The sequence below is a fragment of the Microbacterium sp. genome, from assembly GCF_047607225.1.
Taxonomy (GTDB): Bacteria; Actinomycetota; Actinomycetes; order Actinomycetales; family Microbacteriaceae; genus Microbacterium.
In genome coordinates this window covers 116693-139895 of record NZ_JASGDO010000015.1, presented here as the reverse complement: position 1 = coordinate 139895, position 23203 = coordinate 116693, and the positions used below count along the sequence as shown (strand labels likewise).

Below are 23203 nucleotides of genomic sequence, written 5' to 3'. Positions count from 1 at the left end.
CTGGAGGAACACCCGATGACGACGACCGCCCCACCGCTGCTGCTCGATCGCGATCCGCTCCCCGATCGGTTCGACGACGTCGACGCGCTGGACGAGTTCCTCTCGCGCCCCACGTCGGCGACCGTCGCGGACCTCGCCGCTCTTGACGGCGACGTGATCGTGCTGGGGGTCGCCGGGAAGATGGGACTCGGCCTCGCCCGGCTCATCAAGCGCGCCGCTCCGCACAAGCGCGTCGTCGGCGTCGCCCGCTTCAGCGACGCGGGCTCGCGCGAGTACCTCGAGGAGCACGGCGTGGAGGCGATCACCGCCGACCTGCTCGACCGCGAGGCCGTCGAGGCGCTCCCCAAGCTCCCGAACGTCATCTACATGGCGGGGCTGAAGTTCGACTACCGCGGGCGCGAGGACTTCCTGTGGGCGATGAACACGCTCGTCCCCGGCTACGTCGCCGAGGCATTCCGCGACAGCCGCATCGTGGCGCTGTCGACGATCCACGTCTACCCGTGGTCCGATCCGCGGCGCGGCGGCGTGACCGAAGAGGTGCCGCCGCTGGCGCGGCCCGGCGAGTACGCCAACTCCGTGGTCGGGCGCGAGCGGACGTTCCAGTACTTCTCCCGCATGCACGGAACACCGGGCCGCATCGTGCGCTTCGTCTACGCGATCGACATGCGCTACGGCGTGCTGCAGGAGATCGCGCATTGGGTGAAGACCGGAACCCCGATTCCGCTGGCCACCGGAAACGTCAACATCCAGTGGCAGGGCGACGCGATCAACCAGTTCGTCCGGCTGCTCGCGCACTGCGAGACTCCCGCGACGCCGATCAACATCGGCGGCCCGGAGTGCGTGAGCGTGCGCCATGTGGCCCAGGAGTTCGGCCGGAGGTTCGGTGTCGCCCCGGTGTTCGAGGGCGAGGAAAGCGACAGCGCCCTGTTCGTGAACTGCGAGCGCGCGCAGCACCTGCTCGGCAACCCCGTGGTCGGGGTGGAACGGATGATCGACTGGGTCGCCGACTGGGTGGGGCGCGGCCAACCGCTCTACGGCAAACCCAGCAAGTTCCAGGTGCGGACGGGGATCTTCTGATGCCCGCGACCTCCGCGGCGGGCCCGGGGATGCTCGCCGGCATCCGGGTCGTCAGCTTCACCCACTTCCTGCAGGGGCCGTCGGCCAGCCAGCTGCTGGCCGACCTCGGCGCCGACGTGATCAAGATCGAGCCGCGATCGGGCGCGTTCGAGCGCTCGTGGACCGGGCCGGGGACGTTCCTGGAGGGGCACAGCCCCTTCTTCGGGCTCGGCAACCGCAACGTCCGGAGCATCGTCGTCGACCTCAAGCACCCCGACGCCGCCGAGCCGCTGCTGCGCCTGCTCGACAGCGCCGATGTGATGATCGAGAGCTTTCGTCCCGGCACCCTCGACCGGCTCGGGTTCGGCTGGGACGTGCTCCATGCCCGGAACCCTCGCCTCGTCTACGCGTCGCTGTCGGGCTACGGGTCCGACGGACCCTACGTCGACCGTCCGGGGCAAGACGTGCTCATCCAGGCGATGTCGGGCCTCGCGATGGCGACCGGCCGCGCCGACCAGCCGCCGCAGCCGACGGGAGCGTGCATCGTCGATCAGCACGGTGCCGTGCTCGGCGCCTTCGGCATCCTCGCCGCGCTCCACGGACGCGAGCGGACGGGAGTGGGCACCAAGGTCGAGAGCAATCTCCTCAACGCCGCGCTCGACCTGCAGATCGAGCCGCTGACCTACGCGCTCAACGGCTTCCGCGGCGAGCGCTCGGCGAGCGGGGTCTCGAGCCCGTTCTACACCGCGCCCTACGGGGTCTTCGGCACCGCGGACGGGTGGATCTGCCTCTCGCTCACGAGCCCGCAGAAGCTGCGGGAGGTGTTCGACGACGAGGGCTTCGACGGCATCGAGCCGGGTGAGGCGTTCGCCCGCCGGGAAGACGTCAACGCGCGGGTCGCCGCGCACCTGTCGAGGCGGACGACCTCCGAGTGGGCGGAGGTCTTCCGCGCCGCCGCGATGTGGTGGGCGCCCGTCAACGACCACGATGCGGTGATCGCCGACCCGCAGGTGCAGCACAACGACAGCTTCGACCAGTACGAGCACCCCGATGCGGGCACCGTGCGGGTGCTCAAGCATCCGGTGACCTACGACGGCCTGCGCCCGGGCGTCCGGACGGCACCGCCCGAGCTCGGCCAGCACACCGCCGACGTCCTCACCGACCTCGGTTACGGCGCCGACGACGTGGCGGCCCTGCGGGGTGCGGGAGCCGTGGCATGAGCACCGGGCTCCTGGTCGACGCGCGCGAGGGTGTGCTCCATGTGCGCCTCGACCGCCCCGAGAAGCGCAACGCGCTCACCCGGGAGATGCTCGACGGTCTCCACGCCGCACTCGACCGGGCCGAGAACGAGCGACTGCCGGTGATGGTGATCTCGGCGAGCGGTGCGGCTTTCTGCGCGGGCGCCGACATCGCTACCTACGCCGACAACCTCGACGACCTCGACGCGCTGGCCGCCTTCGGCGCGCGCGCGAAGTCGCTCATGCATCGCCTCAGCACGAGCCCCACGATCGTCGTCGCCGCGGTCGACGGCATCGCGATGGGCGGCGGGTTCGAGCTCGTGCTCGCCGCCGACCTCGTGTTCGCGAGTGACCGCGCGCGCTTCGGCCTTCCCGAGATCACGCTCGGCCTCATCCCCGGCTGGGAGGGCACGCAGCGCCTCGTCCGCCACCTCGGTCCCACGCGGGCGAAGGAGGCGATCCTCACCGCGCGCGTGCTGTCGGCACCCGAGCTGGAGGCCGCGGGGCTCGTGAACGCCGTCACCACGCCGGAGCTGCTGCGCCCGCTCGTCGACGAGCGCGTGGCCGACCTCACCTCCCGCGCCCCTCTCGCCCTCGCGGCGGCCAAGAGCGCGATCGGCGCCTCGTACGAGACCCACGGGCGCTCTCCCGGCAGTGAGGAGGAGACCCGATCCCTCCTCGCGCTCTTCGCGAGCGCCGATGGCCGGGAGGGCGTCCGTGCCTTCGTCGAGAAGCGCGCGGCACGGTTCGAGGGCAGGTGACCATGCCGCCTTTCGCCTCTCCCCTTCCACACGGCGCCTCGTGGCAGGAGCGCAGCATGCTGCCTGTCGACCACGGCCTCCCGGTGCTCGCCGACGTGGACGTCGTCGTGGTCGGTGGGGGCGCCGCGGGAGTTGCCGCCGCGGTCGTCTGCGCCGAACAGGGGCTCGACGTCGTGCTGGTGGAGCAGTACGGCTTCGCGGGCGGAGCCGCCGTCGCCGGGATGAGCGGCACCATCTGCGGCATGTACCTCGCCGGCGACCATGAGGTGCCGCAGCAGGTGGTGCACGGCTTCACGGAGCGGTTCCGCGTCGCGCTGCACGATCGCGGCGGGCTCACCGCACCGCAGCGTTACGGCCGCACGTGGGCCTCGGCGCACGATCCGCTCGTGTGGCGCGAAGCGGCCGACGATCTGCTGGAACGCGCCGGGGTGCGCGTGATCTTCCACGCGTCGGTCGTGGCGGCGATCCTCGACAGCGACCGGCACGTGGGCGTCGCGATCGAGTCGAAGGCAGGCCGCACCGCGGTGCATGCTCGGAGGACGATCGATGCCTCCGGCGATGCCGCGGTGCTCGCCCGCGCCGGCGGGCGTTACCGCTACGGCGACGACGGCCGCATCCAGAACCCCACGATGTTCTTCCGCCTCGGCGGCGTCGACACCGACGCGTTCTGGGCGGAGTTCGGCGGCGACACCATCAGCCCGCCCGCCGTCTCGCAGGCAATCGTCGCCGCGCGTGAGGCAGGCGCCGATCTCCCCCGCGACAAGATCTGGATCTTCGCCACCACGCGCCCCGGCGAGCTCATGGTCAACGCCACGCGCCTCACCGCCGCCGACGGCCGCATGCTCAACGTCGTCGACCCCGAGGACTTCACGATCGCCGAGATCCGCGGGCGCCGTCAGGTGCGCGCGTACGCCGACTTCCTGCGCGAGTCGGTCGCCGGATGCGCCGACGCGTTCGTCGTCGACACCGGCGTCGAAGCCGGCATCCGCCAGACGCGCTCGATCGAGGCGGTGGAGATGCTCACGAACGACGACGTCGTCGCCTGCCGGAAGCGCCCCGACGGCATCGTCCGCTCGCCGTGGCCGATCGAGCTCCACGACGGCGCCGCGCCCAAACTCCACTGGCTCATCGACGACTGGTACGACGTGCCCTACCTCAGCCTCGTCCCCGAGGCGGGAGAGAACCTCATCGTCGCCGGGCGATGCTTGGGCGCCGAGCACGAGGCGCTCGCCTCGGCCCGCGTGACGGCGCAGTGCTTCGAGTACGGGAACGCGGCCGCCCTGGCCACGGTGCGCTCGCTTCGCAACGACCTGCCCTACCGCGCCATCCGCGGCGAGGACGTCCGTGCCGACCTGGTGGCGTCGGGCAGCTCGATCTAGGTGCATTCGAGACCCCACGAGAGGCTGCGCAATCGATAGGATCAGCGGCATGGCCCGCCTCAGAGACGTCGCGGCGCGTGCGCAGGTGTCGCTGAGCGTCGCCTCCCGTGTGCTCAACAACGACACCGAGGCGCGGATCAGCCCGCAGACCCGGGAACGGGTGATGGCGGCCGCCGCAGAGCTCAACTACGTGCCCGACCACCGCGCCCGGGCGCTCCGGCTCTCGCGGGCCGGGGCGATCGCGCTGATCGTCCCCGAGGTCAACAACGCGATCTTCTCCAGCCTCCACCAGGGGGTGCAGGAAGTGGTGCACGATCGGCACTCGTCGGTGTTCCTCGCGCAGCTCGACACCGACTCCGCCGATGCGCGATCGGTCGCGGAGGTCATCGGTCACGGCCGGGTCGACGGGGTGATCCTGCAGCGGAACGAGCACCTCACCGACGACGACCTCCTCGCCGCCACCCAGCTCGACGTGCCCGTCGTCCTCTTCAACACCCGGTTGGAGGGGCACGTGGGATCGGTGGCCCTCGACGATCGCCGTGCCGTGGCGATCGCGATCGACCACCTCCGCGACCTCGGTCACGAAGACATCGGCTTCATCGCCGGAGCGCCCCGCCACGACGCCGCCCTCCGGCGCCTGGAAGGCTTCCGCCAGTCCATGACCGCCGCCGACCTCGCCGTGCACGAGGAATGGATCGTCCCCGCCGGATGGGAGGCCCCCGCCGGCGCCGCGGCAACCCGCGCGGTGCTCGCGCTGTCCTCTCGGCCGACGGCCCTCGTCACCGCGAGCCTCAATGCCGCCATCGGTGCCCTCCGTGCCGCGCACGAGGCCGGCGTCGCGGTGCCGTCGGAGCTCAGCATCGTTACGATCCAAGACGCGTGGATGGCCCGCTACACCGTCCCCACGCTCACCGCCGTCGCCATGCCCATGCGGCAGGCCGGCGCGCGCGCCGCGACGATGCTCCTCGACCACTTGGGCGGCGAGCCGCTGTCGAACGAACTGGTCGCCGACCCCGCCCCGGAACTCATCGCGCGGGAGTCCACCGCCGCGCGCTGAGGTCGAGAGCGCTGACGGGCTGAGTTGCTCGGAATCGCCACTTCTCCGCACGAATGTGTGGAACAATAGGAGACGCAGACCCCCCCGCAGCAGTGCGGATCAGGGGGTCTCGCTGTTGCTGGAGCTAGACCGCGACGGGCGATCGCGCCGGATCTCGCGGAGATATGTACCTGTCGTACCAGGCCTCTGCGAAGCGATGAGCGGGATGACGCTCGATGCTCACGAATGCGCACCAGGCAACGAGGTCTGCCATCTGGATCAGTTGTGATACCGACGACTGGACCATGATCGGGTCCTCGAGGATGCGACGCTCATCGAGCTTGAGCGCACGGTGTGCGGTGCGATAGTTGGCGTCAGACCCGTCGCCATCCACGAACAGCATGGCGTACTCGTGGCGGGCAGCCAACTCCGACTCCCACCGCCCGATCATCGCGCGATACACCCCGACCTTGTCCGACGCGGTGGGGTGAGGATCGCATCGGCGGTACACCGCACCCGCCGTCAGGCCCTCGAGACAACTGATCTCCTCGAGCAGCGTTCGGGCCACGTCGCGACCGAGATCTTTCCAGAAGGTGACCCCGTCATGGACGTACCGTGCCGGAGCGCGATCGGTGACACGCCTTCGCCCATTGATGTAGTCCGTCGAGTGAAGCTCGGTCTCGACATGGATGCCGAACTCCCTGTAGAGCCGCTTGCGGATCTCGAGCCAGCGGCGCAGGACGACGGGCCAGTGACTGGGGCTGAAGTGGACCCAGCCGTAGACGACGAGACCGCTCTGTTGATGGCCTGAGTCGTCGATGTAGGCGACGCGGGCAAGCGGGTCTGGCACACCCTAAAAGTAGCCGCGAGATGTCTCGGTCGAGCGGGTTGTACATAAGGCCCCGTCGTCACACCCCGCCACAGCCGCCGTCAGCCGCGCAGCACCTCCACCACGGCGTCGCCCGGGATCGACCCGTCGAACACGGCGATGCGGTGGGAGAAGGAGATCTCGCCGCCGGCGGGAACGACCAGCCCGCGGTCGTAGGCCACGGCGAATCCGGCGAGCGAGAAGGGCTCGAACCGGTACAGCCATCGCCGCTCCCCCGCGCTCTCTCCGGGGCCGTAGTGCATGCCCACCGTCACGGCCTCGCCGGCGGCGGTACGCCCGTCGATCACGAAGGTGTCTCCGGCCGCGCCGGAAGCCTCCACCGGTTCACCGTCGGCCGTCAGACTCGCTGCCGTGAAACCTTCGGCGAACCGCAAAAACCAGCCGCCGTATCCGCCGTCGGGGCGGCCGCGCTGAGCCGGCGTCTCGATCGCCACCTCATCATCGGTGGCGTTGCGGAGCGCCGTGTCGAGCTGGAGGAGCCAGCCCGTGGTCTCGTCGGCAGATACGCCGTGGAGTCGGTACGACCGCTCCTCCGTCAGCAGCGGCTCACCGTCGAGCCCGAGCCAGGAGAGGGTGTGCGAGAAGCGGCCCCCGTCGACCTCTCCCCACGCGTCGTGGCGGATGCGCCCCTGGTCCTCCACCACCTCATAGCCCCGCTGGGGGCCGAAGTAGGTGCCGCCGCCCCACAGGTTGTGGGCGCCGACCCGGGGGAAGGCGAACTCCAGGCCGTGGTGCCACGGGTGGTCGTCGGGCGCGAACCCGGTGACCACCACGCCGCCGACGGTGCGCAGCGGATGGAAGTACGGCTTGGGCGTGTTGACCGCGGGGATGGTCTCGTCACTCGCGCGGTAGAGACCCACCTCGCTCACGTCCACCGTGAGGTGCAGGTCGTCGCCGTCGCGGCGGATGGAGACGTCAGACACGGGCGTGCACTCCCTTGCGGTCGGGTCCGGCGGCGTCGAGCGCCTCGTAGAACGGGTCACCGGCGCCGATGTCGCCCCGCGCGACCGGGGCGCCGGTCGCGGAGCTCTTGTACAGCGCCGTCAGGAACTCCAGCGTCGCACGGGCCTCGCTCGCCGTCACCTCCGGCACACGGCCCTCGCGCCAGGCGGCCAGGATCGCCCGCAGCTGCGAGCGATGCGCGTTCACCTCGAGCGGCGGCTCGGGCTCCGGCCACGAGGCGTCGACCACCGTCTGCCCCTCGTCGTCGATCCGCCGGAGCGACCACTCGTCGCGCTGCGGCAGGTAGAGGGTGTCGAGGTCGACGGTTGCGCGCTCGGCGATCACCTGCAGCCGCGTCTCTTGCTTGCTGCTGAGCACCGTCGAGAGGAGCGTGGCGATCGCGCCCGACTCGAACCGCACCACTGCGGCCGAGGCGTCTTCCACCTCGATCGGCCGGGCGAGGGTGTCGGCGATGCCGCTCACCGATGCCCAGTCGCCACCCATGAGCCACAGGAGCAGGTCGACCGCGTGGTAGGCCTGCGTGGTGGTGGCGCCAGCGAACTCGGTCGCGAACTTCCCGCGCCACGGGATGTCCCAGTACTCCGGCCCGCGGTACCACGTGGTGTGTGCCACGCCGATGAGCGGTCGCCCCCACCGGTGGGAGCGGAGCGCCTCGTGCGCCTGCTGCGATCCGCCCGCGTAGCGGAACTGCGAGACGCTGATCGTCCACTGCCCGGTCTCGGCTTCGGCGGCGACGATGCGATCGGCGCTCGCGAGCGACCCCGTGAGCGGCTTCTCGCAGTACACCCACGCTCCTGCGCGCATCGCCTGGATCGACAGCGGCTCGTGCAGGTGCGGCGGCGTCGCGATGATCACGATGTCGGGGCGCTGCTCGGCCTGCATCTGTGCCATGTCGGCGTACAGGCGGTCGCAGCCGAACTGCGCACCCGCCGCGGCGCGCCGGTCTTCGTCGAGGTCGACGATGGCCACCAGCTCCGCCTCGCCCGCGAGCGAGGTGACGGCCGGGAGATGGGCGGCGGCTCCGATGCCCCCGGCGCCGACGACGGCGACACGGGCGAGGGGATGAGAAGACATGGACGGGTTCAGCCTTTCAGACCAGTCGTGGCGATTCCGGAGGTGAGGTACTTCTGCCCGGCCAGGAAGAAGCCGAACAGCGGACCGAGCGAGAGCACGGCCATGGCGAACATCGGGCCCCAGGCGCTCTCGCCGCTCGCGTCGAGGAAGGCGTTGAGGCCGAGCGGCACGGTGTACATGCGCGGATCCTGCAGGTACAGGAGCGGGGTGAGGAAGTCGTTCCACGTCCAGATGAACGTGAAGATCGCCGTCGTCGCGAGGGCCGGCAGTGTGAGCGGCAGGATGATCCGCCAATACGTCTGCCAGGGCCCCGCGCCGTCGATCATCGCCGCCTGATCGAGCTCCCGCGGAAGCCCGCGGAGGAACTGCACCATCAGGAATATGAAGAAGGCGTCGACGGCGAGGAACTTCGGTACCACGAGCGGGAGGAAGGAGTTCACCCAGCCGAGGTTGGAGAACAGGATGTACTGCGGCACGAGGAGCACGTGCGTGGGCAGCATGAGGGTCGCGAGCATCGCGGCGAAGAAGAACTTGCGCCCGCGGAACTCCATCCGCGCGAAGGCGAAGCCGGCGAGCGAGCACGCGAACATGTTGCCCAGCACCGACAGGCCCGACACGATCGTGGAGTTCAGGAAGTACGTGCCGAACCCCACTCCCGAGCCCTGCCAGCCCTGCCGGTAGTTCTCCAGCGTCACCGGGTTCGGGAACGGGCTCACCTCCGAGAAGATGAACTGGCTCTCTTTGAACGAGGCACCGAGCATCCAGATCAGCGGGTAGAGCATCAGCACGCCGAACCCGATGAGCATGAGGTGGGCCAGCGGCCGCTTCCGCGGCGGCCGGACGTTCTCGTCGCCCCGGCGGCGGCGGCGCCCGGCGGGAGTGATGAGGGCGGCGGTCTCAGTCGTCATAGTGCACCCAGTACCTCGACAGCCAGAAGTTGACGGCCGTCACGATCGCGATGAAGAAGAACAGCACCCAGGCCATGGCGCTCGCGTAGCCCATCTCGAAGTTCGCGAAGCCCTTCTGGTACAGGTACAGCGTGTAGAAGAGGGTGGAGTTCACGGGGCCGCCGGTGCCGCCCGAGACGACGTAGGCGGGGGTGAACGCCTGGAAGGCCCCGATCAGCTGCAGCACCAGGTTGAACAGCACGACCGGCGTCAGCATCGGCAGCGTGATGTGCCAGAACGCCTTCCACTTGGAGACGCCGTCGACCGCGGCGGCCTCGTACAGGTATTCCGGCACCTGGCGCAGCGCCGCGAGGAAGATCACCATCGGCGACCCGAAGGTCCAGACGTTGAGGATGATGAGCGTGCCGAGGGCAGTATCGGGGTTTCCGATCCAGCTCTCCCCGACGATGCCGAACCAGTCGAGCACCTGGTTGATGAGCCCGTTCCGGCCGAACATCTGCCGCCACAGCACCGCGATCGCGACGCTGGCTCCGATGAGGGAGGGGAGGTAGTAGATCGAGCGGTACAGTGCGAGACCGCGCAGGCCGCGGTTCAGGAGCACCGCCAGCAGCAACGCGAACGCCAACTGCAGCGGCACCGAGACGAAGACGTAGACGAGGGTCACCCGCACCGATTCGAGGTACTTCGGGTCGTCGGTGAACAGCTCGATGTAGTTGTCGATGCCGATCCACTCCGCCGAGCCCAGCAGGTTGAAGTCGGTGAAGGAGAGGTAGAACGAGTACAGCATGGGGCCGAGCGTGATCACGAAGAACCCGATCAGCCAGGGCGTGAGGAAGAGGTAGGGGGCGATCCGGTTCCGCCGCATCGCCCGTCGGAGCGACGCGGACCGAGCGGGTGCGGACCCTTGCGGGGCCCGCACCCGGCCCCTCCCCGGGCGCGCCGGGTCGTCGACGACGGCGCGCTCCGGGTCAGTGGCGTGGTCGGTCATCGGATCAGCCGAGCTCCGACTCGGCGGCCTTCAGGAACTGCGCGGCCGCATCGGTCACGCTCAGCTGGCCGAACTGCACCTGCTGGGCGTACTCGCTGAACATCGTGTTGACGGCGGCCGATCCGACCGGCGCGGGCACGGGCGCCGGGGAGCCCTTCTCGCGCACCGACTCGAAGATCTTCGCCGCCTCTGCCGACGCCCCCTCGAGGCCCTTCGTGGCGGCAGGGAACACGTTGGTGTTGGACGGGAACCCGCGGTCGGTGCCGAGCAGCTCGTTTCCTTCCTCGCTGTTGAGGAGGAAGTTCACGAGGCGCGCCGCCTCTTCGGGGTGCTTCGACTGGCTCGACACGGTGAGGTTCATCGCCGAGCGCAGGTACTGGCCGGGGGTCGGGTTCTCGCCCGGCATCCGCGCGATCGAGAGGGTCGACGGCGTGCTGTCGGCCACCGAGGCGAACTGGTTCGTGAAGAGGAAGGTCGAGGTGACCACGCCCTGAACGACCGCGTCGTACGGGGTGCCGAGGTACTCGGTCGAGACGTCCGGGCTGGGCACGGCGCCATCCTCGCGCATGTCTGCCCAGTACTGCCAGAACGACTCCAGTGTCTTCTGCGTGAAGCCGATGCCGTCGGCGGTGAGGTACTCCTCACCGTTCTGCTTGGCCCACACCTCGAAGATCTGGTAGCTGTGCGACAGGTCGGTGGTGCCCCAGACCTTGCCGTCGCTCGCCTTGGAGATCGCCTCGGAGTAGGTCTTGAGGTCGTCCCAGCTGTAGCCCTCGGCGGGCGCCGTCACGCCGTACTTCTCCGACGCGGTCTGGTCGAAGATGTAGGCGTGGGTGGTCGAGCCGAAGGTGAGGGCCGCCAGCTCGTCGCCCACGGTGGTCGTGTCGACGACGTCTTGCGGCCAGCCCTCCAGCGACAGCGTGCCGGAGTCGACCGCCTTGTTGAGGTCCCAGAGCTGCCCGCGGTCGGCGAACTCGACGAGCACCTCGTTGTAGAGCTGGATGACGTCGGGCGAGTTGCCGCCGGCGTACTGCGTGGTGATCTTGTCGAGGTAGCCGTCGAAGCCACCGAAGTCGCGCACGACCTTGATGTCCTTGTTCTCGGCCTCGAAGGCGTCGAGCGCCTTGTTGGTCAGCTCGTGGCGAGCGTCGCCGCCCCACCACGTGAACCGGATCTCCACCGGCCCTTCCGGCTTCTGCTCGGCCTGCGAGGCGCACCCCGCGAGCCCCACCGCGAGGGCCGCCGCAGCGAGTCCCGCGAGGATGCGTGTCTTGCGTCCTGTGAACACTGTGTCTTCTTTCTCTTCATTGAGAGTTGCTGAACTCTGGCCGTCGCTCCACGGGTTCGACGTGTCAGGGGCGCCGTGTCATCTGAACAATCGATTTCACTGCGGCTCGAGGATCACTATAGAAGTTGCCACACGATCGGTCAACGAGATGTTCACGACCGATGCGCAATCGAATGTTCACTACGAACTCGATGACAACGACGTACCCCCGCGGAGCGAGGCTCACGCGGGGGTACGGACCGATCGCTCACGTCCGCTGCGGATGCGCTGGGGGAGGCATCGCGACGGCCCCGCGAAGGGGCGGACGAGAGGACCGAAGTGCTCAAGGATCGGGGCACTTCTGGCTCGATGATGGCGCAGCCCAGGCCGCTGACTCGGCCGCCGCGCAGACTGCGACGGCCGGCGCGCGAAGTGCGGCATGGCGCACCCCTCCGCCCCGGAGACGCCCCGGAGACGAGGTTTGCACGCACAGAACGCCCGGCTCCACCAGGCAATCGCGCCATCTGCAACTCGTCATGCGCGAACTGCGGCACTTCGTTGCACCGCCACCTCGCCATAATGGCGTGAACGGATGCCCAACGGCGTGCCCGAGAGCATGTTCAGGACGGAGACCCATGAACGAGTCGAGCGGCACCGCGCCGGGAGCGTTCTCGCCGGCACAAGAACGCCGCGTCCGCCGCGCGCACGTCTTCGCCGAGAAGGACTTCCACCGGCTCGACATCCACCTTTCCCATCCGCGCGAGCTCCCCCGCGCGCAGCGAATGGCCGACTACTTCTACACCGCCAATATCCGCTTCCTGGAGCTCGACACGGGCGCCCCGCTCCGTGCCCGCGCTGCGCAGTTTCCGGGGATGACCTTCGTCCACGCCGTGGTCCCGCCCTTCACCCTGCTCTGGGACCGCGACGAGGGGTCGATCGACCGCGCGGCCCTGCTCCTCGTCTCACGAGGACACCTCGAGGTCGACGGAGCCGCGCGCACGACCGCCGGGCCCGCGGGGGCCCGCCTGCTCCTCCCGGGAACCGAGCCGGTCGTGATGCGGTCGTCCAGCACCCCCACCGAGGTGGTGTACCTGAGTGTGCCGGCGCGGATGTGTGAAGGGATCCCCCCGTCGATCACGCCCGACGAGACCCCGGGGCTGCCCGGCGCCTTCCTCCCCGCCTACGCCTTCGCCGCGGGCGTTTGCCGGCTCGACCCCGCCGACCTCGCCGACTCCGAGCCCATTCGCACCGCCGCCGAAGAGGTGGCCCGCACCGCCATCCAACTGCTGGCGAGCCGCGAACCCCGCCAGCGACTGACCCTGTTCGGCGCCGCGATGGAGATCGTGATGGACGAGTACCCCAACCGATCCATCGACACGGCGTCGGTCGCCGCCCGGCTCGGCGTGTCCCGGCGCAGCCTTCAGGAGGCCTTCCGCACCGAGGGCACGAGCTTCGCGGCGACGCTCCGCACCGTCCGCGCCGCCGCCGCGGGCCGCCTGATGACCGAGCGCCCCGAGCTCACTCGCGCCGCAGTCGCCGAAGCCGTGGGCTTCGGTTCCGTCGACTCGCTGCTGCGCGCCCTGTGAGGGTCGGCGGCCGGCGATGACGGTCGCCGAACCGGAATACTCTCCGCCCTCCGCGCGCTGGCCACGGGAGACGACCCAGGACGACGCACGAGACGGAGACGATGTTGCGCGCCACGCCCTCCACGGAGCCCGACGCCCGGGCCTCGCTGACCGCCATGATCTCCGCCGACCCGCAGCGCCTGCGCCGGCGCAGCATCTCTCTCGGTGTTCCGCTCGATGACGCCGACGACGTCGCCCAGACGGTCCTGCTGCGCGCCTGGCGTTCTGTCGAACGGCTGGAGAACGTCACTCCGGGCGGGATGTGCTCGTGGCTCGACACGATCGCCCGAAACGCTGCGGTGGATCTCGCGCGGTGGCGCGCTCGGCGGGAGGAGTCGCCGTGGGAGGAGGACACCACCGACGCGCACAGCGTCGCCGAAGAGGTGGAGGCGCGGGTGGTGTTCGACGCAGCGGTCCGCGCTCTGCACGATCTGCCCGACGCTCTGCGCGAGCCCCTGCTCCTGAGCGCGGTCGACCAGTTGAGCGCCGAGGAGATCGCGCTCCGGCTGGGTCTCACCGCCGCCGCCGTCCGTCAACGGATCAGCCGCGCACGCCGGGCGCTGGCGGGCTGTCGGCGCAGCGGCATGCTCACCGACGACGAGATCGCGTCGTGATGTCACATTCCTGACGCCGGGGCGTCTTCCTCTCTGGAGCGCGCGATCACGCGCCCTCCGGAAAGGACACAGTCATGACCGTCACCGAACTCGACCAGCTCAACCTCGCCTTCGCCGAGCGCTTCAACGCCCGCGACCTCGAGGGCCTCATGGCCCTCAACACCGACGACGTGGTCTTCGTCCCGGCGCCCGGAACGCCCGTCACCGGCGCCGAGGCGGTCCGCGGCGCACTGGAGCAGTTCCTCGGCCTGCAGCTTCCGATCGAGATGACCGTCCGCCACACCTTCCGCAGCGGCGACACCGGCCTCGCGATCGCGGACTGGAGCATCACCGGCACCGGTCCCGACGGCAGCGAGGTGGCCCTGTCGGGCACCACCGCCGACGTCGCGGTGTTCGACGAGGCACACGGGTGGCGCTACGTGGTCGACAACCCCTTCGGCACCGCCTGATCCCCACCCTCCCACCGCCGAGTGTCCACGACACGCCGCCCGGGGCGCCCCGCGCCCGGCGCGTCGTGGACACTCGCGTCAGCCGACGGGAGGGAGAGGCGCGTGGCGGGCGGTGGAGCGCACGGCTCCCATCGAGGCGGCGATCACCACGGCGATCCCTGCCACCTCGAGCCACGAGAGCTTCTGCCCGAGAAGCACCAGGCCCGCCAGCGCCGCCGTAGCGGGGGCGAGGCTCATGAGGATCGAGAACGCGGACGCGGGAAGGCGCCGAAGCGCCATGAGCTCCAACGCATACGGAATGGTCGAGCTGAGCAGGGCCACCGCGGCGCCGAGCGCCACGATGTCCACCCGAAGGAGCGCGCTGCCGGCAGCGACCACACCGAACGGAAGCGACAGCACCGCGGCGACGGCCATCGCCAGCGCCAGCCCGTCGAGACGGGGGAACTCCGCCCCCACTCGGGCCGAGGACAGGATGTAGAACGCCCAACTGGCCGCAGCCCCCAGGGCGAACAGCACTCCGAGCAGATCGAGGCGGTCCCATCCGCCACCGCCCAGAGCAACCACTCCAGCGAACGCCAGCGCCGCCCATCCCCACGCGGAGGCCCGACGGCTCACGACGATCGAGAGCACGAGGGGCCCGAGCACCTCGATCGTCACGGTGACCCCGAGCGGAAGCCGCTGCAGCGCGAGGTAGAACAGGGCGTTCATCAGGCCCAGCACCACGCCGAATCGCACGACGGCCGTCCAGGCCTCTCGCGTGTAGCCGCGCACCCGAGGGCGTGCGATCAGACACAAGATGAGCGCCGAGAAAACGAGGCGGAGCATGACGACCCCGAGCGGCCCCACCTCAGGGAACAGGTGCACGGCCGCCGCCGCACCGACCTCCTGGCAGGCAAGGCCGACGATCACGAACGCGGACGCCGCACCCGCCCGGCGGTTCACGGCAGGGGACAGATGGCCGCGTCGACGATCTTGTCGGCGTACGTCTGCGGCTCCCACGGCAGCCGGCCGCCCTCCGGAGCCTTCTCTCCCGCTGCGGCGGGCGCCTTGGAGACGATCGCCGCAAGCTCCCAGGCGAGGTCGCGGGCGTTGACGCCACTTGCCCGAGAGTTGTTCAGCACGACGACGACCGACATCCCGGTCTCGCGGTCGGCGAAGGCCGCGGTGAGGTAGCCGGGCACGGCTCCCGCCTGCCCCACGAGCGTCGCCGCCTGCACCGCGCCACCGCGAGCCGTCAACCACGTGGGCGCCGTCGTCGAGGTGGGCAGCGGGTCGGCGAACCGTGCTTCGGTGTCGAAGGAGCGCGTACCGAGGGCGAGCGCTTGCACATAGTCGCTGAGGTCGTCCACGGTCGAGAACACCCCCGCTGCGGTGAACCCGGCAGACCCCGAGACCGCGGTGACGTCGACAGGAGCAGCGCAGTCGATCTTGCCGTCGTCGCCGTTCACCGAGCGCTGACCGGTGAGCATGCCGGCGCCGGTGCGGGAGCCGGAGGTCAGCGAACTGGACTCCATGCCGAGGGGCTCGAAGACGTACTCATCGAACAGGTCGGCCGCGCTCTTGCCCCCAGCCCGCTCGAGCGCAAGGCCCAGCAGCACATAACCGGTGTCGGAGTCGCGGTAGGCCGCTCCCGGCTCGCCGTCGAGGCCTGTCGACATGCCGTAGGCCACCAGTTCCTTCGGCTTCCACACACGCTCCGGAGTGACGTACCAACGGTCGGAGATCTCTTTCGCGTACGACTTCAGCCCGCTCGTGCTGTCGCACAAGTCACCGAGCGTGATGCCCTCCGCCGAGGGATATCCGGACAGCCAGCGTGTGAGGTGATCGTCGATACGCACGATCCCCCGATGCGCCATGCCGTAGAGCACGTCGCAGGTCATGGCGCGAGTGATGGGCCCCGCTTTGAAGGCGAGGTCGGGAGAGACGGCGCCGCCTTTCGGCGTCTGCGTCCCGAGGGCTTGTCGCCATACGCCCGCCCAAGGCGCCCGCACCTCGACGATCGCCCCGGTGGAACCGGTGGCCGCCATGGCCGTCTGCACCGCCGTCGTGAGCTGGTCTTGGATCGCAGACGGGAAGGCCGCGTCGACCTGCGGAAGGGGTTCGTGCTCGACGGTGGGGGAAGGAGAGCAGCCGGTGATCACCGCGATCGCCGACGCCGCGAGAACCGCCCACACACCGCGCGCGCGCCGGTTCCGCCTCATCCCATCACCCCCCCGAGTGTTCCTTTTCCAGCCTACGTCATGGCTTCGCGGGCACCCGGACGAGCGGTCCCCTCGCGAGCGTCAATAGGGTGACTGTCATGACTCACGAATTCGACGAGACCACGCTGCGCGGCGTGCTGGGGCACATGAACAACGACCACGTCGACGACAACGTGCTCATCACGCGAGCGTTCGCAGCGGTGCCCGATGTCGTCTCCGCCGAGATGGTGCACTTCGACGGCGACGGTGGCCGCTGGCAGGTGGTCACGGCAACAGGGAGCCACGAGACGGTGACGATCCCCTGGCCGGGAGGACCGATCACGGAGCGCCCCGAGGTGCGACGCGAGGTCGTGGCGCTGTATGACGCCGCCTGCGCGCGCCTGGGCGTCACGCCGCGTCCGCACGCCTGAGGCGCGCCGCCTCCCGCAAGGAAACCTTCAGGTTAGCTGTACCTAACTTCCGCTATGCTCATCGCATGGCCGAGTTGATCCCGTTCTCCACCGCCCTTCGCGAGCGCTCCTCCTCCGCCCATTCGGGCAGCGAGCACGCCGGCTTCATGGCCGACCTGATGCGCGGCCGCGGCACCCGCGACGACTACATCGCGCTCGTCGCGCAGCACTGGTTCATCTACGCGGCGCTGGAATCCGCCGCCGAGCGGATGAAGGCCGACCCGGTGGCCGCGCCCTTCATCAGCGAGCGGCTCACGCGGCTCCCCGCGCTGGAATCCGACCTGGAGTTCCTGCTCGGAGAGGACTGGCGGGAGCGGATCGAACCGCTGCCGACGACGCGCCGTTACGTCGAGCGCATCCAGCAGGTCGCGGCGACGTGGTCCGGCGGCTTCGTCGCTCACCACTACACGCGCTACCTCGGCGATCTGTCCGGCGGGCAGTTCATCGGCAAGCTCATGGCGCGGCAGTTCGGGTTCGAGACGAACGGCATCGGGTTCTACCTCTTCGACGACATCGCCGACCCGGCCGCCTTCAAGGAGGTCTACCGCGAGCAGCTCGACGCCGCACCCTGGGATGCAGCCGAGCAGGAGCGCGTGATCGAGGAGGTACTGGTCGCCTACCGCTTCAACACCGAGCTGTTCGACGACCTCGCCGCAGCGAAGGAACGTTCCGCCCAGACCGCCTGACCCCTTCCCCGCCCGCCCCTCCTGCACCCTCTCGCGAGAGCACATGCTGTCACCGAGCGCACATGTCCTCGCCGCCGATAACGTAGGCGCTCGCTGAGAGCATGTGCTCTCGAACAAGGGGACGGAAGGGGACGGGGTGGGGGGCGACGAGGGCTCAGCCTCCGGCGGCGCGGACGGCGGCCATGAAGCGGCGGACGTCGGCGTCGACCAGGATGTCGCTCGGTCGCAGCGGGCGCGACAGGTACAGGCCGTCGAGGCTCGTCAGGCGGGACAGGGCGACGTAGGTCTGCCCCGGGGCGAAGGCACCTGATCCGAGATCGATGATGGCGCGGTCGTACGTCTTGCCCTGCGACTTGTGAATCGTCACGGCCCACGCCAGGCGCAGAGGGAACTGGGTGAACTCGGCGACGATGTCACGGGTGAGTTTCCGGCTGCCGGGGTCGTAGGCGTAGCGGAACCTCTCCCAGACGGTGGGCTCGACATCGTGCTCCTCGCCGTCGAGCTCCACCCGCACCGTACCGCCGGCGATGCGCGTGACCGTGCCGATGGACCCGTTCACCCACCGCGGACCGTCGCCTTTGCCGCCGAGATCGTTGCGGAGGAACATCACCTGGGCGCCGACCTTCAGCTGCAGCTCGACGTCGGCCGGATACGCCTCGCCGCGGCCGAAGTCTCCCGTCACGTCGGCGCGAGCCCTCTGCACCGGGCCCGGAAGGGCGTCCAGGTGACGCTGGTTGATGCGGTTGACGATGTCGTTGCGCGTGGCGAGGGTGATGATGGGAGGCTCGCCATCCACGGGCTCGGGCACCGGCCGGGCGCCCGCGGCGTTGAGCTTTCCGGCGATCTCGGCGGTGACGATCCCGTACCGTACCGCGTTGAGCATCATCTTGAACTCGGGATCGGACTGCCGATGGATCTCGCGGAGCTCGCGGATGTGCAGGGGCGCACCCACCCGTCCGAGGTCGAGCAGCCCGTCGGAGCGGATCGCCCCCGCGTCGCCGCGAGGGCCTGCCCACACCTGGGCGTCGAAGAACCAGAACGAGCGGTAATGGTCCTGGATATATCGCAGCTCATCTCCCCGGGGCGGCACCGGCGAGAGCTGATACGGGTCTCCGAACATCACGATCTGCACGCCGCCGAAGGGCTCGGACCGGCGGCGGCGCGCCTGCCGCAGCGACCTGTCGATCGCGTCCATGAGATCGGCGTTGACCATGGAGATCTCATCGATCACGAGCGTGTCGATCGCGTTCATGATCTTCCGCGCCGGCTCCGACTGCTCCAGCTCGCTGTCGGCGATCAACCCGATCGGAAGACGGAAGAGGGAGTGGATCGTCTGCCCCTCCACATTGAGGGCGGCCACACCCGTGGGCGCACACACGGCGATCTGCTTCTCCGTGTTCCAGGCGAGGTGCTGAAGGAGCGTCGACTTCCCCGTGCCCGCACGACCGGTGACGAACACGTGCTCCCGCGTGTCCTCGATGAGTCGGAACAGCTCTTCCTGCTCAGGCGACAGGGCCCGCACGGAGGACGAAGCCGGGGTGCTCACCGGTCCCATGGTAGTTGTCGGGCGTCGGGGGGAGTTGTCAGGGACGGTTTCCTAGACTGAAGCGGTGGAGCGGGACGAGAGCGACGAGCAGGCCGGGGAGGCCGTCGCCGCCGCGCCACGCCGACCTCGACGCCGACGCAGCCTCGCCTTCGACCTGACGGCCCTCGCCGTGGTGGGAGTGCTGCTGGCCGGCGCCGTCTACGCCGCGGGCGCCGTGGCATACGACCGGCTGTACAGTCCCGCCGCGTTCGTCACCCGCTATCTGGACCTCCTCTCCCAGGGTCGCGCGACCGATGCTCTCGCCGTTCCGGGCGTGCGCGTCGATGCCGCCCAGTTCGAGAAGGCCGGTCTTCCCACCGACGCCGCCGATGCACTCCTGCGACGAGACGCCTTGGCGCCGATCACCGACATCGAGGTGCTGAGCACCAGCGAGAAGGACGGCGTCACCTCGGTCACCGTCGGCTACCAGGCCGGACCGCACGCCGGAAAGACCACGTTCGCGGTCGAGCGTGCCGGCACCATCGGCATCGCCCCCTCCTGGCGATTCGCGACGAGCCCGTTGGCCGTGATCGATCTGACCGTGCGGGGCGCGATGCAGTTCGAGGTCAACGGCTTCGAGATCGACAAACGCCAGGTCTCGCCCGACGGCAACGACGCCGATCCGCTCGATCCGGTGTCCCTGCTCGTGTTCTCCCCCGGGCTCTACTCCATCTCCGTCGACACCGCCCTGTCGGCGAGTCCCGGCGTCGCGGTGCTGTCGGACAAGCCCCGCGCCGAGATCCCCGTGGACGTCCAGACGCAGGCGACCGACAAGTTCGTCGAGGTCGTGCAGGAGAAGGTGGAGGACTTCCTGGACGAGTGCGCGACGCAGCGCGTGCTGCAGCCGACGGGGTGCCCGTTCGGCCTCACGGTGCGCAACCGCATCGTCGGGGAGCCCACCTGGTCGATTGCGGACCAGCCGACCGTGACCCTGGAACCGGACGGTGCTGACTGGCGGATCCGACGCACGCAGGCCGTCGCGCACATCAAGGTGGACATCCAGTCGATCTTCGACGGCTCGGTCCGTTCCCTCGACGAGGACATCCCGTTCTTCATCGACGGAGACATCACGATCCTCCCCGACGGCAGCGCCTCGATCAACGTGGGCTCCGCCGACTGACGCGGCTCGCGCAGCCCCGCTACCGGGTGACGAGGTGACGGGGCGGGCCTTCGATGCGGGCGACGGCGATCTTGACCTCGACGAGCTCGTGCTCCACCCGCTCGATCCGTTGACCCAGTCCGCTCTCCACCCGATCGATCCGCTGACCGAGTCCGTGCTCCACCCGATCGATGCGCGCATCCATCCGGCTCACGAGCCAGCCGAAGGCGGTGACGAAGCCGAGGAGGAGGGTCGCGGCGCTGATGACGATCGTGAGGGTGTCGACGGACACGTTCGGGGTCCTCCTTCGGTCGTCGTTCATGAGTGGTCGTTCGCGGACGAGCCGCCGGGATCTCACCCCGTTCGTGGACGAGCCTAGGCGACCGCGCGGAGGAGAGGAGGATGCTGGGTCGAGCCTGGGGAGAATCCGCCCACGCAAGCCGCGGGGGAGGCGCACATCAGCGCCGTGTGTCGCGCGCGGCGAGGGCAGCGAGTCGGGCGTTGTAGGCCTCGAGCTCGGCGTCGCCGCTCCGATCGGCCTGACGATCCGACCGTCGCTGCGCACGCTCGTCGGAACGGCTCCATTGGACGGCGACCACGATCGCGAGGATCAGCGTCGGGATCTCGCCGATCGACCAGGCGATGCCTCCGCCGGTGTACTGATCCACGAGAGGCGGATCGCCCCACGTCCGTCCCATCGAACCGAACCACTCCGCCACGAAGAGTCCCGACGACATCATGATGGCGATGCCGAAGAACGCGTGCATCGCCATGACGCCGATGAGGGTGAGAAGGCGGAATGCGTGCGGCAGACGGTAGGGGACCGGATCGATACCCACGAGCGACTGGACGAAGAGGTAGCCGGAGATGAGGAAGTGGGCGACCATCCATTCGTGCCCGAGGTGGTCGTAGAGGGACCAGCGGAAGAGTTCGCTGTAGTAGAACGCCCAGAGCGATCCGATGAACATGGCCGCCGCGAAGAGGGGGTGGGTCACCACGCGGGCGAACGGCGTGTGGACGGCCCACAGGATCCACTCCCGACCGCCGCGCGTGCCGTCGTCACGCTTGCGGATCGCGCGCGCAGCGAGCGTCACGGGCGCGCCGAACACCAGACACATCGGGATCGCCATCGACAGCAGCATGTGTCCGACCATGTGCATGCTGAAGAGGTAGTCCTGGTAGGCGTTGATCGGCCCGCAGGTCACCCAGAACAGCAGCACGAGACCGAGCACCCACAGCACCGTGCGATGGATCGGCCACCGATCACCGCGACGCCGCAGGCGCCAGACGCCGGCGAGGTAGAAGAATAGTCCGAATCCGACCGCGAACGCCCAGAGCGCGTCGACATCCCAGGTCGTGAACCAGCGCTCGAGGGTGAGCTCGGGGGGAAGCGGTGCGCCGGTGAGCCACTCGGCGGGTGTACGCACTTCGGGAAGGCCCGTGTCGACGGCCGGCGGGGTGCGGGACAGGGCGACGGCAGCCCCGCTCGCGATCCCCATGAAGGCCAGTTCCAGCGCGATCAGGGCCCAGAAGGTCCGGGAGACCGCCGCCTGCGAGATGCGCGAGATGAGACGGCCGCGGTACCAGGCGCCGAGGAGTCCGATCGCGATCAGCGCGAGGACTTTGACGAGAAGGAGCGTGCCGTAGGGGGTCGCCAGCTGCGTGAAGCCGATTCCCCCCGCCACCGCGCGGGCCGTCCCGGCGAGGGCGACGACGAAGAAGGCCGCGAGGGCGATGCTGGAGTACCGCTCGAGGATCCGCGGGATGTCCCCCCGTTCCATGACGGGTCGCACCACCACGAGCAGGACGAGTCCGCCCAACCAGACCGCCGCGCCGATGATGTGGAGGGCCAGGGCCATCACGGCGGCGTTGTGGTTGGCGTCGTCTCCCGAGTGCCCCTGCGTGGCCATCGGGACGAGAGCCGCCAGGGCCACGAGGGCGATGAGGAGCGTGGTCGTCCAGCCGCGGACCGCGAAGGTCAGGACGGTGAGGACCGCTCCCGCGATCGTCGTGATCGTCCAGGCGCGGCCCGGTTCGGTGCCGATCAGGTACTGGCCGAGCTGCTGGCCGAACTGGGCGTCAGGGCTCGGCGTCGCGTTGTAGATGTTGACGAACGTGAGGAACGTCGTGACGGCGGAGCTGACCGTGAAGACGGCCGCAGAGACCGAGGCGGTGTCCAGCGCCACGTCGAAGGGCCGCTCCCCGGCGCGGAGGGCGAACAACGCCAGCACGAGAGACCCTGCCATGCCCGCCGCCGAGAGGTTGACGAGGAGCTTGGCCGCGGGCAGTCCCCACCGGACGAACGGACCGGGGTCGAGCAGGAGGAGCGGGGCGGCGCCGCCACCCAGCAGCAACCCGAGCAGAAGTGTCACCACCGCCGCCGCGACGAGGATTACCGGCCCGGCGAGTCGAAGCGCGCGGGAGTTCACTCCTCCAGCCTACGGCGGACCCGCCGCCGGGAACGACGAAGGGGGACGCCTCTCGGCATCCCCCTTCGGGCGGTGTCGTCTTACTTGACGGCAGCCTTGAGCTTCGAGCCCGCGGTGACCTTGACGCGCTTGCCCGCGGGGATCTTGATCTCCGCACCCGTCTGCGGGTTGCGGCCGGTGCGAGCCGAGGTCTCGACCTGCTCGAACGCGATCCAGCCGGGGATCGTGACCTTGTCACCCTTGGCAACGGCCTCGGAGACGGTCGAGAACAGCGCGTCGAGCACGCCCGAGACAGCGGACTGGCTCTGGCCCGTCGCGGAAGCGATGCTGGCGACGAGCTCGGTCTTGGTGATAGCCATGGGGTTGTCCTCCAGACGGCGAAGGCCGTCAGTTACTTCGGACCGGAGACGGGAGTCGCCGGCTGGTCGGTTGGACCGCCCCCGAATATACCTACGAAGCGCGGAAAACCGCGGATTTCGGGACATCTGGCGTCGTTCTCACGGCGTG

At 69.5% G+C, this 23203-nt stretch carries 23 protein-coding genes; 11 read left to right on the top strand and 12 right to left on the bottom strand.

Annotated elements, in window-relative coordinates; all coding sequences use genetic code 11:
- Window positions 1-15: 15 nt before the first annotated feature.
- The 5 genes from QM591_RS02590 to QM591_RS02570 are packed head-to-tail and all read left to right on the top strand — an operon-like array spanning window position 16 to window position 5491.
- The gene (locus tag QM591_RS02590) at window positions 16-1077 is read left to right on the top strand and encodes an NAD-dependent epimerase/dehydratase family protein (RefSeq protein WP_415129300.1); all 1062 of its coding nucleotides are present in this window, start codon (window positions 16-18) and stop codon (window positions 1075-1077) included.
- On the top strand, window positions 1077-2276 hold the full coding sequence (locus QM591_RS02585) for a CaiB/BaiF CoA transferase family protein (protein WP_415129298.1): 1200 nt from the start codon (window positions 1077-1079) through the stop codon (window positions 2274-2276). The genes QM591_RS02590 and QM591_RS02585 overlap by 1 nt, the downstream gene beginning before the upstream one ends.
- The gene (locus QM591_RS02580; RefSeq protein ID WP_415129296.1) at window positions 2273-3055 is read left to right on the top strand and encodes an enoyl-CoA hydratase/isomerase family protein; all 783 of its coding nucleotides are present in this window, start codon (window positions 2273-2275) and stop codon (window positions 3053-3055) included. Before QM591_RS02585 ends, QM591_RS02580 begins: the two co-directional genes overlap by 4 nt.
- Before the next feature lie 56 nt (window positions 3056-3111).
- The gene (locus QM591_RS02575) at window positions 3112-4434 is read left to right on the top strand and encodes an FAD-dependent oxidoreductase (RefSeq protein WP_415129294.1); all 1323 of its coding nucleotides are present in this window, start codon (window positions 3112-3114) and stop codon (window positions 4432-4434) included.
- 49 nt (window positions 4435-4483) lie between these two features.
- Window positions 4484-5491 (top strand): LacI family DNA-binding transcriptional regulator, encoded by a 1008-nt coding sequence (locus QM591_RS02570; protein WP_415129292.1) that lies wholly within the window; start codon window positions 4484-4486, stop codon window positions 5489-5491.
- Window positions 5492-5615: 124 nt separating this feature from the next.
- Here QM591_RS02570 and QM591_RS02565 read toward each other — a convergent pair whose 3' ends face one another.
- The 6 genes from QM591_RS02565 to QM591_RS02540 all read right to left on the bottom strand — a co-directional run bounded on the left by QM591_RS02565 (window position 5616) and on the right by QM591_RS02540 (window position 11580).
- The gene (locus QM591_RS02565; protein WP_415129290.1) at window positions 5616-6320 is read right to left on the bottom strand and encodes a DUF3800 domain-containing protein; all 705 of its coding nucleotides are present in this window, start codon (window positions 6318-6320) and stop codon (window positions 5616-5618) included.
- Between the two features lie 80 nt (window positions 6321-6400).
- On the bottom strand, window positions 6401-7282 hold the full coding sequence (locus tag QM591_RS02560) for a DUF6807 family protein (RefSeq protein ID WP_415129288.1): 882 nt from the start codon (window positions 7280-7282) through the stop codon (window positions 6401-6403).
- Window positions 7275-8396, bottom strand: a complete 1122-nt coding sequence (locus tag QM591_RS02555) for a Gfo/Idh/MocA family protein (RefSeq protein ID WP_415129286.1) — start codon at window positions 8394-8396, stop codon at window positions 7275-7277. The genes QM591_RS02560 and QM591_RS02555 overlap by 8 nt, the downstream gene beginning before the upstream one ends.
- An 8-nt stretch (window positions 8397-8404) precedes the next feature.
- Window positions 8405-9304, bottom strand: a complete 900-nt coding sequence (locus tag QM591_RS02550; RefSeq protein WP_415129284.1) for a carbohydrate ABC transporter permease — start codon at window positions 9302-9304, stop codon at window positions 8405-8407.
- Window positions 9294-10169, bottom strand: a complete 876-nt coding sequence (locus QM591_RS02545) for a carbohydrate ABC transporter permease (RefSeq protein ID WP_415129445.1) — start codon at window positions 10167-10169, stop codon at window positions 9294-9296. Before QM591_RS02545 ends, QM591_RS02550 begins: the two co-directional genes overlap by 11 nt.
- A 127-nt stretch (window positions 10170-10296) precedes the next feature.
- Window positions 10297-11580, bottom strand: a complete 1284-nt coding sequence (locus QM591_RS02540; RefSeq protein WP_415129282.1) for an ABC transporter substrate-binding protein — start codon at window positions 11578-11580, stop codon at window positions 10297-10299.
- Between the two features lie 614 nt (window positions 11581-12194).
- Between QM591_RS02540 and QM591_RS02535 the strand changes: the two genes are divergently transcribed.
- The 3 genes from QM591_RS02535 (at window position 12195) to QM591_RS02525 (ending at window position 14247) form a co-directional block, all read left to right on the top strand.
- Window positions 12195-13145, top strand: a complete 951-nt coding sequence (locus tag QM591_RS02535; RefSeq protein ID WP_415129280.1) for a helix-turn-helix domain-containing protein — start codon at window positions 12195-12197, stop codon at window positions 13143-13145.
- Between the two features lie 101 nt (window positions 13146-13246).
- Complete coding sequence (locus QM591_RS02530) at window positions 13247-13798, top strand: RNA polymerase sigma factor (RefSeq protein WP_415129277.1); 552 nt, start codon at window positions 13247-13249, stop codon at window positions 13796-13798.
- A 74-nt stretch (window positions 13799-13872) separates the two neighbouring features.
- Window positions 13873-14247, top strand: coding sequence for a YybH family protein (locus QM591_RS02525; RefSeq protein ID WP_415129275.1), 375 nt, complete (start codon window positions 13873-13875; stop codon window positions 14245-14247).
- 78 nt (window positions 14248-14325) lie between these two features.
- On the opposite strand, the gene QM591_RS02520 is transcribed toward QM591_RS02525, so the two are convergent.
- The gene (locus tag QM591_RS02520; RefSeq protein ID WP_415129273.1) at window positions 14326-15189 is read right to left on the bottom strand and encodes an EamA family transporter; all 864 of its coding nucleotides are present in this window, start codon (window positions 15187-15189) and stop codon (window positions 14326-14328) included.
- The gene (locus tag QM591_RS02515; protein WP_415129271.1) at window positions 15186-16448 is read right to left on the bottom strand and encodes a serine hydrolase domain-containing protein; all 1263 of its coding nucleotides are present in this window, start codon (window positions 16446-16448) and stop codon (window positions 15186-15188) included. The genes QM591_RS02520 and QM591_RS02515 overlap by 4 nt, the downstream gene beginning before the upstream one ends.
- A 98-nt stretch (window positions 16449-16546) precedes the next feature.
- Between QM591_RS02515 and QM591_RS02510 the strand changes: the two genes are divergently transcribed.
- Both QM591_RS02510 and QM591_RS02505 read left to right on the top strand, forming a co-directional pair.
- Window positions 16547-16858, top strand: coding sequence for a DUF2470 domain-containing protein (locus QM591_RS02510; RefSeq protein WP_415129269.1), 312 nt, complete (start codon window positions 16547-16549; stop codon window positions 16856-16858).
- 65 nt (window positions 16859-16923) lie between these two features.
- Entirely contained in the window at window positions 16924-17583 is a 660-nt protein-coding gene (locus QM591_RS02505) for a heme oxygenase (biliverdin-producing) (RefSeq protein ID WP_415129267.1), read from the top strand.
- A 154-nt stretch (window positions 17584-17737) separates the two neighbouring features.
- Here the strand turns inward: QM591_RS02505 and QM591_RS02500 are convergent, their stop codons facing one another.
- The gene (locus QM591_RS02500; RefSeq protein WP_415129265.1) at window positions 17738-19138 is read right to left on the bottom strand and encodes an ATP-dependent DNA helicase; all 1401 of its coding nucleotides are present in this window, start codon (window positions 19136-19138) and stop codon (window positions 17738-17740) included.
- Between the two features lie 55 nt (window positions 19139-19193).
- Between QM591_RS02500 and QM591_RS02495 the strand changes: the two genes are divergently transcribed.
- Window positions 19194-20288 carry a hypothetical protein gene (locus QM591_RS02495; RefSeq protein ID WP_415129263.1) on the top strand — a complete coding sequence of 365 codons (1095 nt, stop codon included), beginning with the start codon at window positions 19194-19196 and terminating at the stop codon, window positions 20286-20288.
- 19 nt (window positions 20289-20307) lie between these two features.
- Here the strand turns inward: QM591_RS02495 and QM591_RS02490 are convergent, their stop codons facing one another.
- The 3 genes from QM591_RS02490 to QM591_RS02480 all read right to left on the bottom strand — a co-directional run bounded on the left by QM591_RS02490 (window position 20308) and on the right by QM591_RS02480 (window position 23055).
- Window positions 20308-20559 (bottom strand): hypothetical protein, encoded by a 252-nt coding sequence (locus QM591_RS02490; RefSeq protein ID WP_415129261.1) that lies wholly within the window; start codon window positions 20557-20559, stop codon window positions 20308-20310.
- 166 nt (window positions 20560-20725) lie between these two features.
- Entirely contained in the window at window positions 20726-22696 is a 1971-nt protein-coding gene (locus tag QM591_RS02485; RefSeq protein ID WP_415129259.1) for a cytochrome c oxidase assembly protein, read from the bottom strand.
- A gap of 80 nt (window positions 22697-22776) precedes the next feature.
- On the bottom strand, window positions 22777-23055 hold the full coding sequence (locus QM591_RS02480; RefSeq protein ID WP_067165507.1) for an HU family DNA-binding protein: 279 nt from the start codon (window positions 23053-23055) through the stop codon (window positions 22777-22779).
- Window positions 23056-23203: the final 148 nt, after the last annotated feature.

Coding starts and splice junctions, on each gene's coding strand:
- QM591_RS02500 (WP_415129265.1), bottom strand. CDS start 19,138: ATGGGACCGGTGAGCACCCCGGCTTCGTCCTCCGTGCGGGCCCTGTCG.
- QM591_RS02570 (WP_415129292.1), top strand. CDS start 4,484: ATGGCCCGCCTCAGAGACGTCGCGGCGCGTGCGCAGGTGTCGCTGAGC.
- QM591_RS02550 (WP_415129284.1), bottom strand. CDS start 9,304: ATGACGACTGAGACCGCCGCCCTCATCACTCCCGCCGGGCGCCGCCGC.
- QM591_RS02535 (WP_415129280.1), top strand. CDS start 12,195: ATGAACGAGTCGAGCGGCACCGCGCCGGGAGCGTTCTCGCCGGCACAA.
- QM591_RS02590 (WP_415129300.1), top strand. CDS start 16: ATGACGACGACCGCCCCACCGCTGCTGCTCGATCGCGATCCGCTCCCC.
- QM591_RS02555 (WP_415129286.1), bottom strand. CDS start 8,396: ATGTCTTCTCATCCCCTCGCCCGTGTCGCCGTCGTCGGCGCCGGGGGC.
- QM591_RS02525 (WP_415129275.1), top strand. CDS start 13,873: ATGACCGTCACCGAACTCGACCAGCTCAACCTCGCCTTCGCCGAGCGC.
- QM591_RS02530 (WP_415129277.1), top strand. CDS start 13,247: ATGTTGCGCGCCACGCCCTCCACGGAGCCCGACGCCCGGGCCTCGCTG.
- QM591_RS02575 (WP_415129294.1), top strand. CDS start 3,112: ATGCTGCCTGTCGACCACGGCCTCCCGGTGCTCGCCGACGTGGACGTC.
- QM591_RS02580 (WP_415129296.1), top strand. CDS start 2,273: ATGAGCACCGGGCTCCTGGTCGACGCGCGCGAGGGTGTGCTCCATGTG.
- QM591_RS02545 (WP_415129445.1), bottom strand. CDS start 10,169: ATGCGGCGGAACCGGATCGCCCCCTACCTCTTCCTCACGCCCTGGCTG.
- QM591_RS02505 (WP_415129267.1), top strand. CDS start 16,924: ATGGCCGAGTTGATCCCGTTCTCCACCGCCCTTCGCGAGCGCTCCTCC.
- QM591_RS02480 (WP_067165507.1), bottom strand. CDS start 23,055: ATGGCTATCACCAAGACCGAGCTCGTCGCCAGCATCGCTTCCGCGACG.
- QM591_RS02510 (WP_415129269.1), top strand. CDS start 16,547: ATGACTCACGAATTCGACGAGACCACGCTGCGCGGCGTGCTGGGGCAC.
- QM591_RS02585 (WP_415129298.1), top strand. CDS start 1,077: ATGCCCGCGACCTCCGCGGCGGGCCCGGGGATGCTCGCCGGCATCCGG.
- QM591_RS02515 (WP_415129271.1), bottom strand. CDS start 16,448: ATGAGGCGGAACCGGCGCGCGCGCGGTGTGTGGGCGGTTCTCGCGGCG.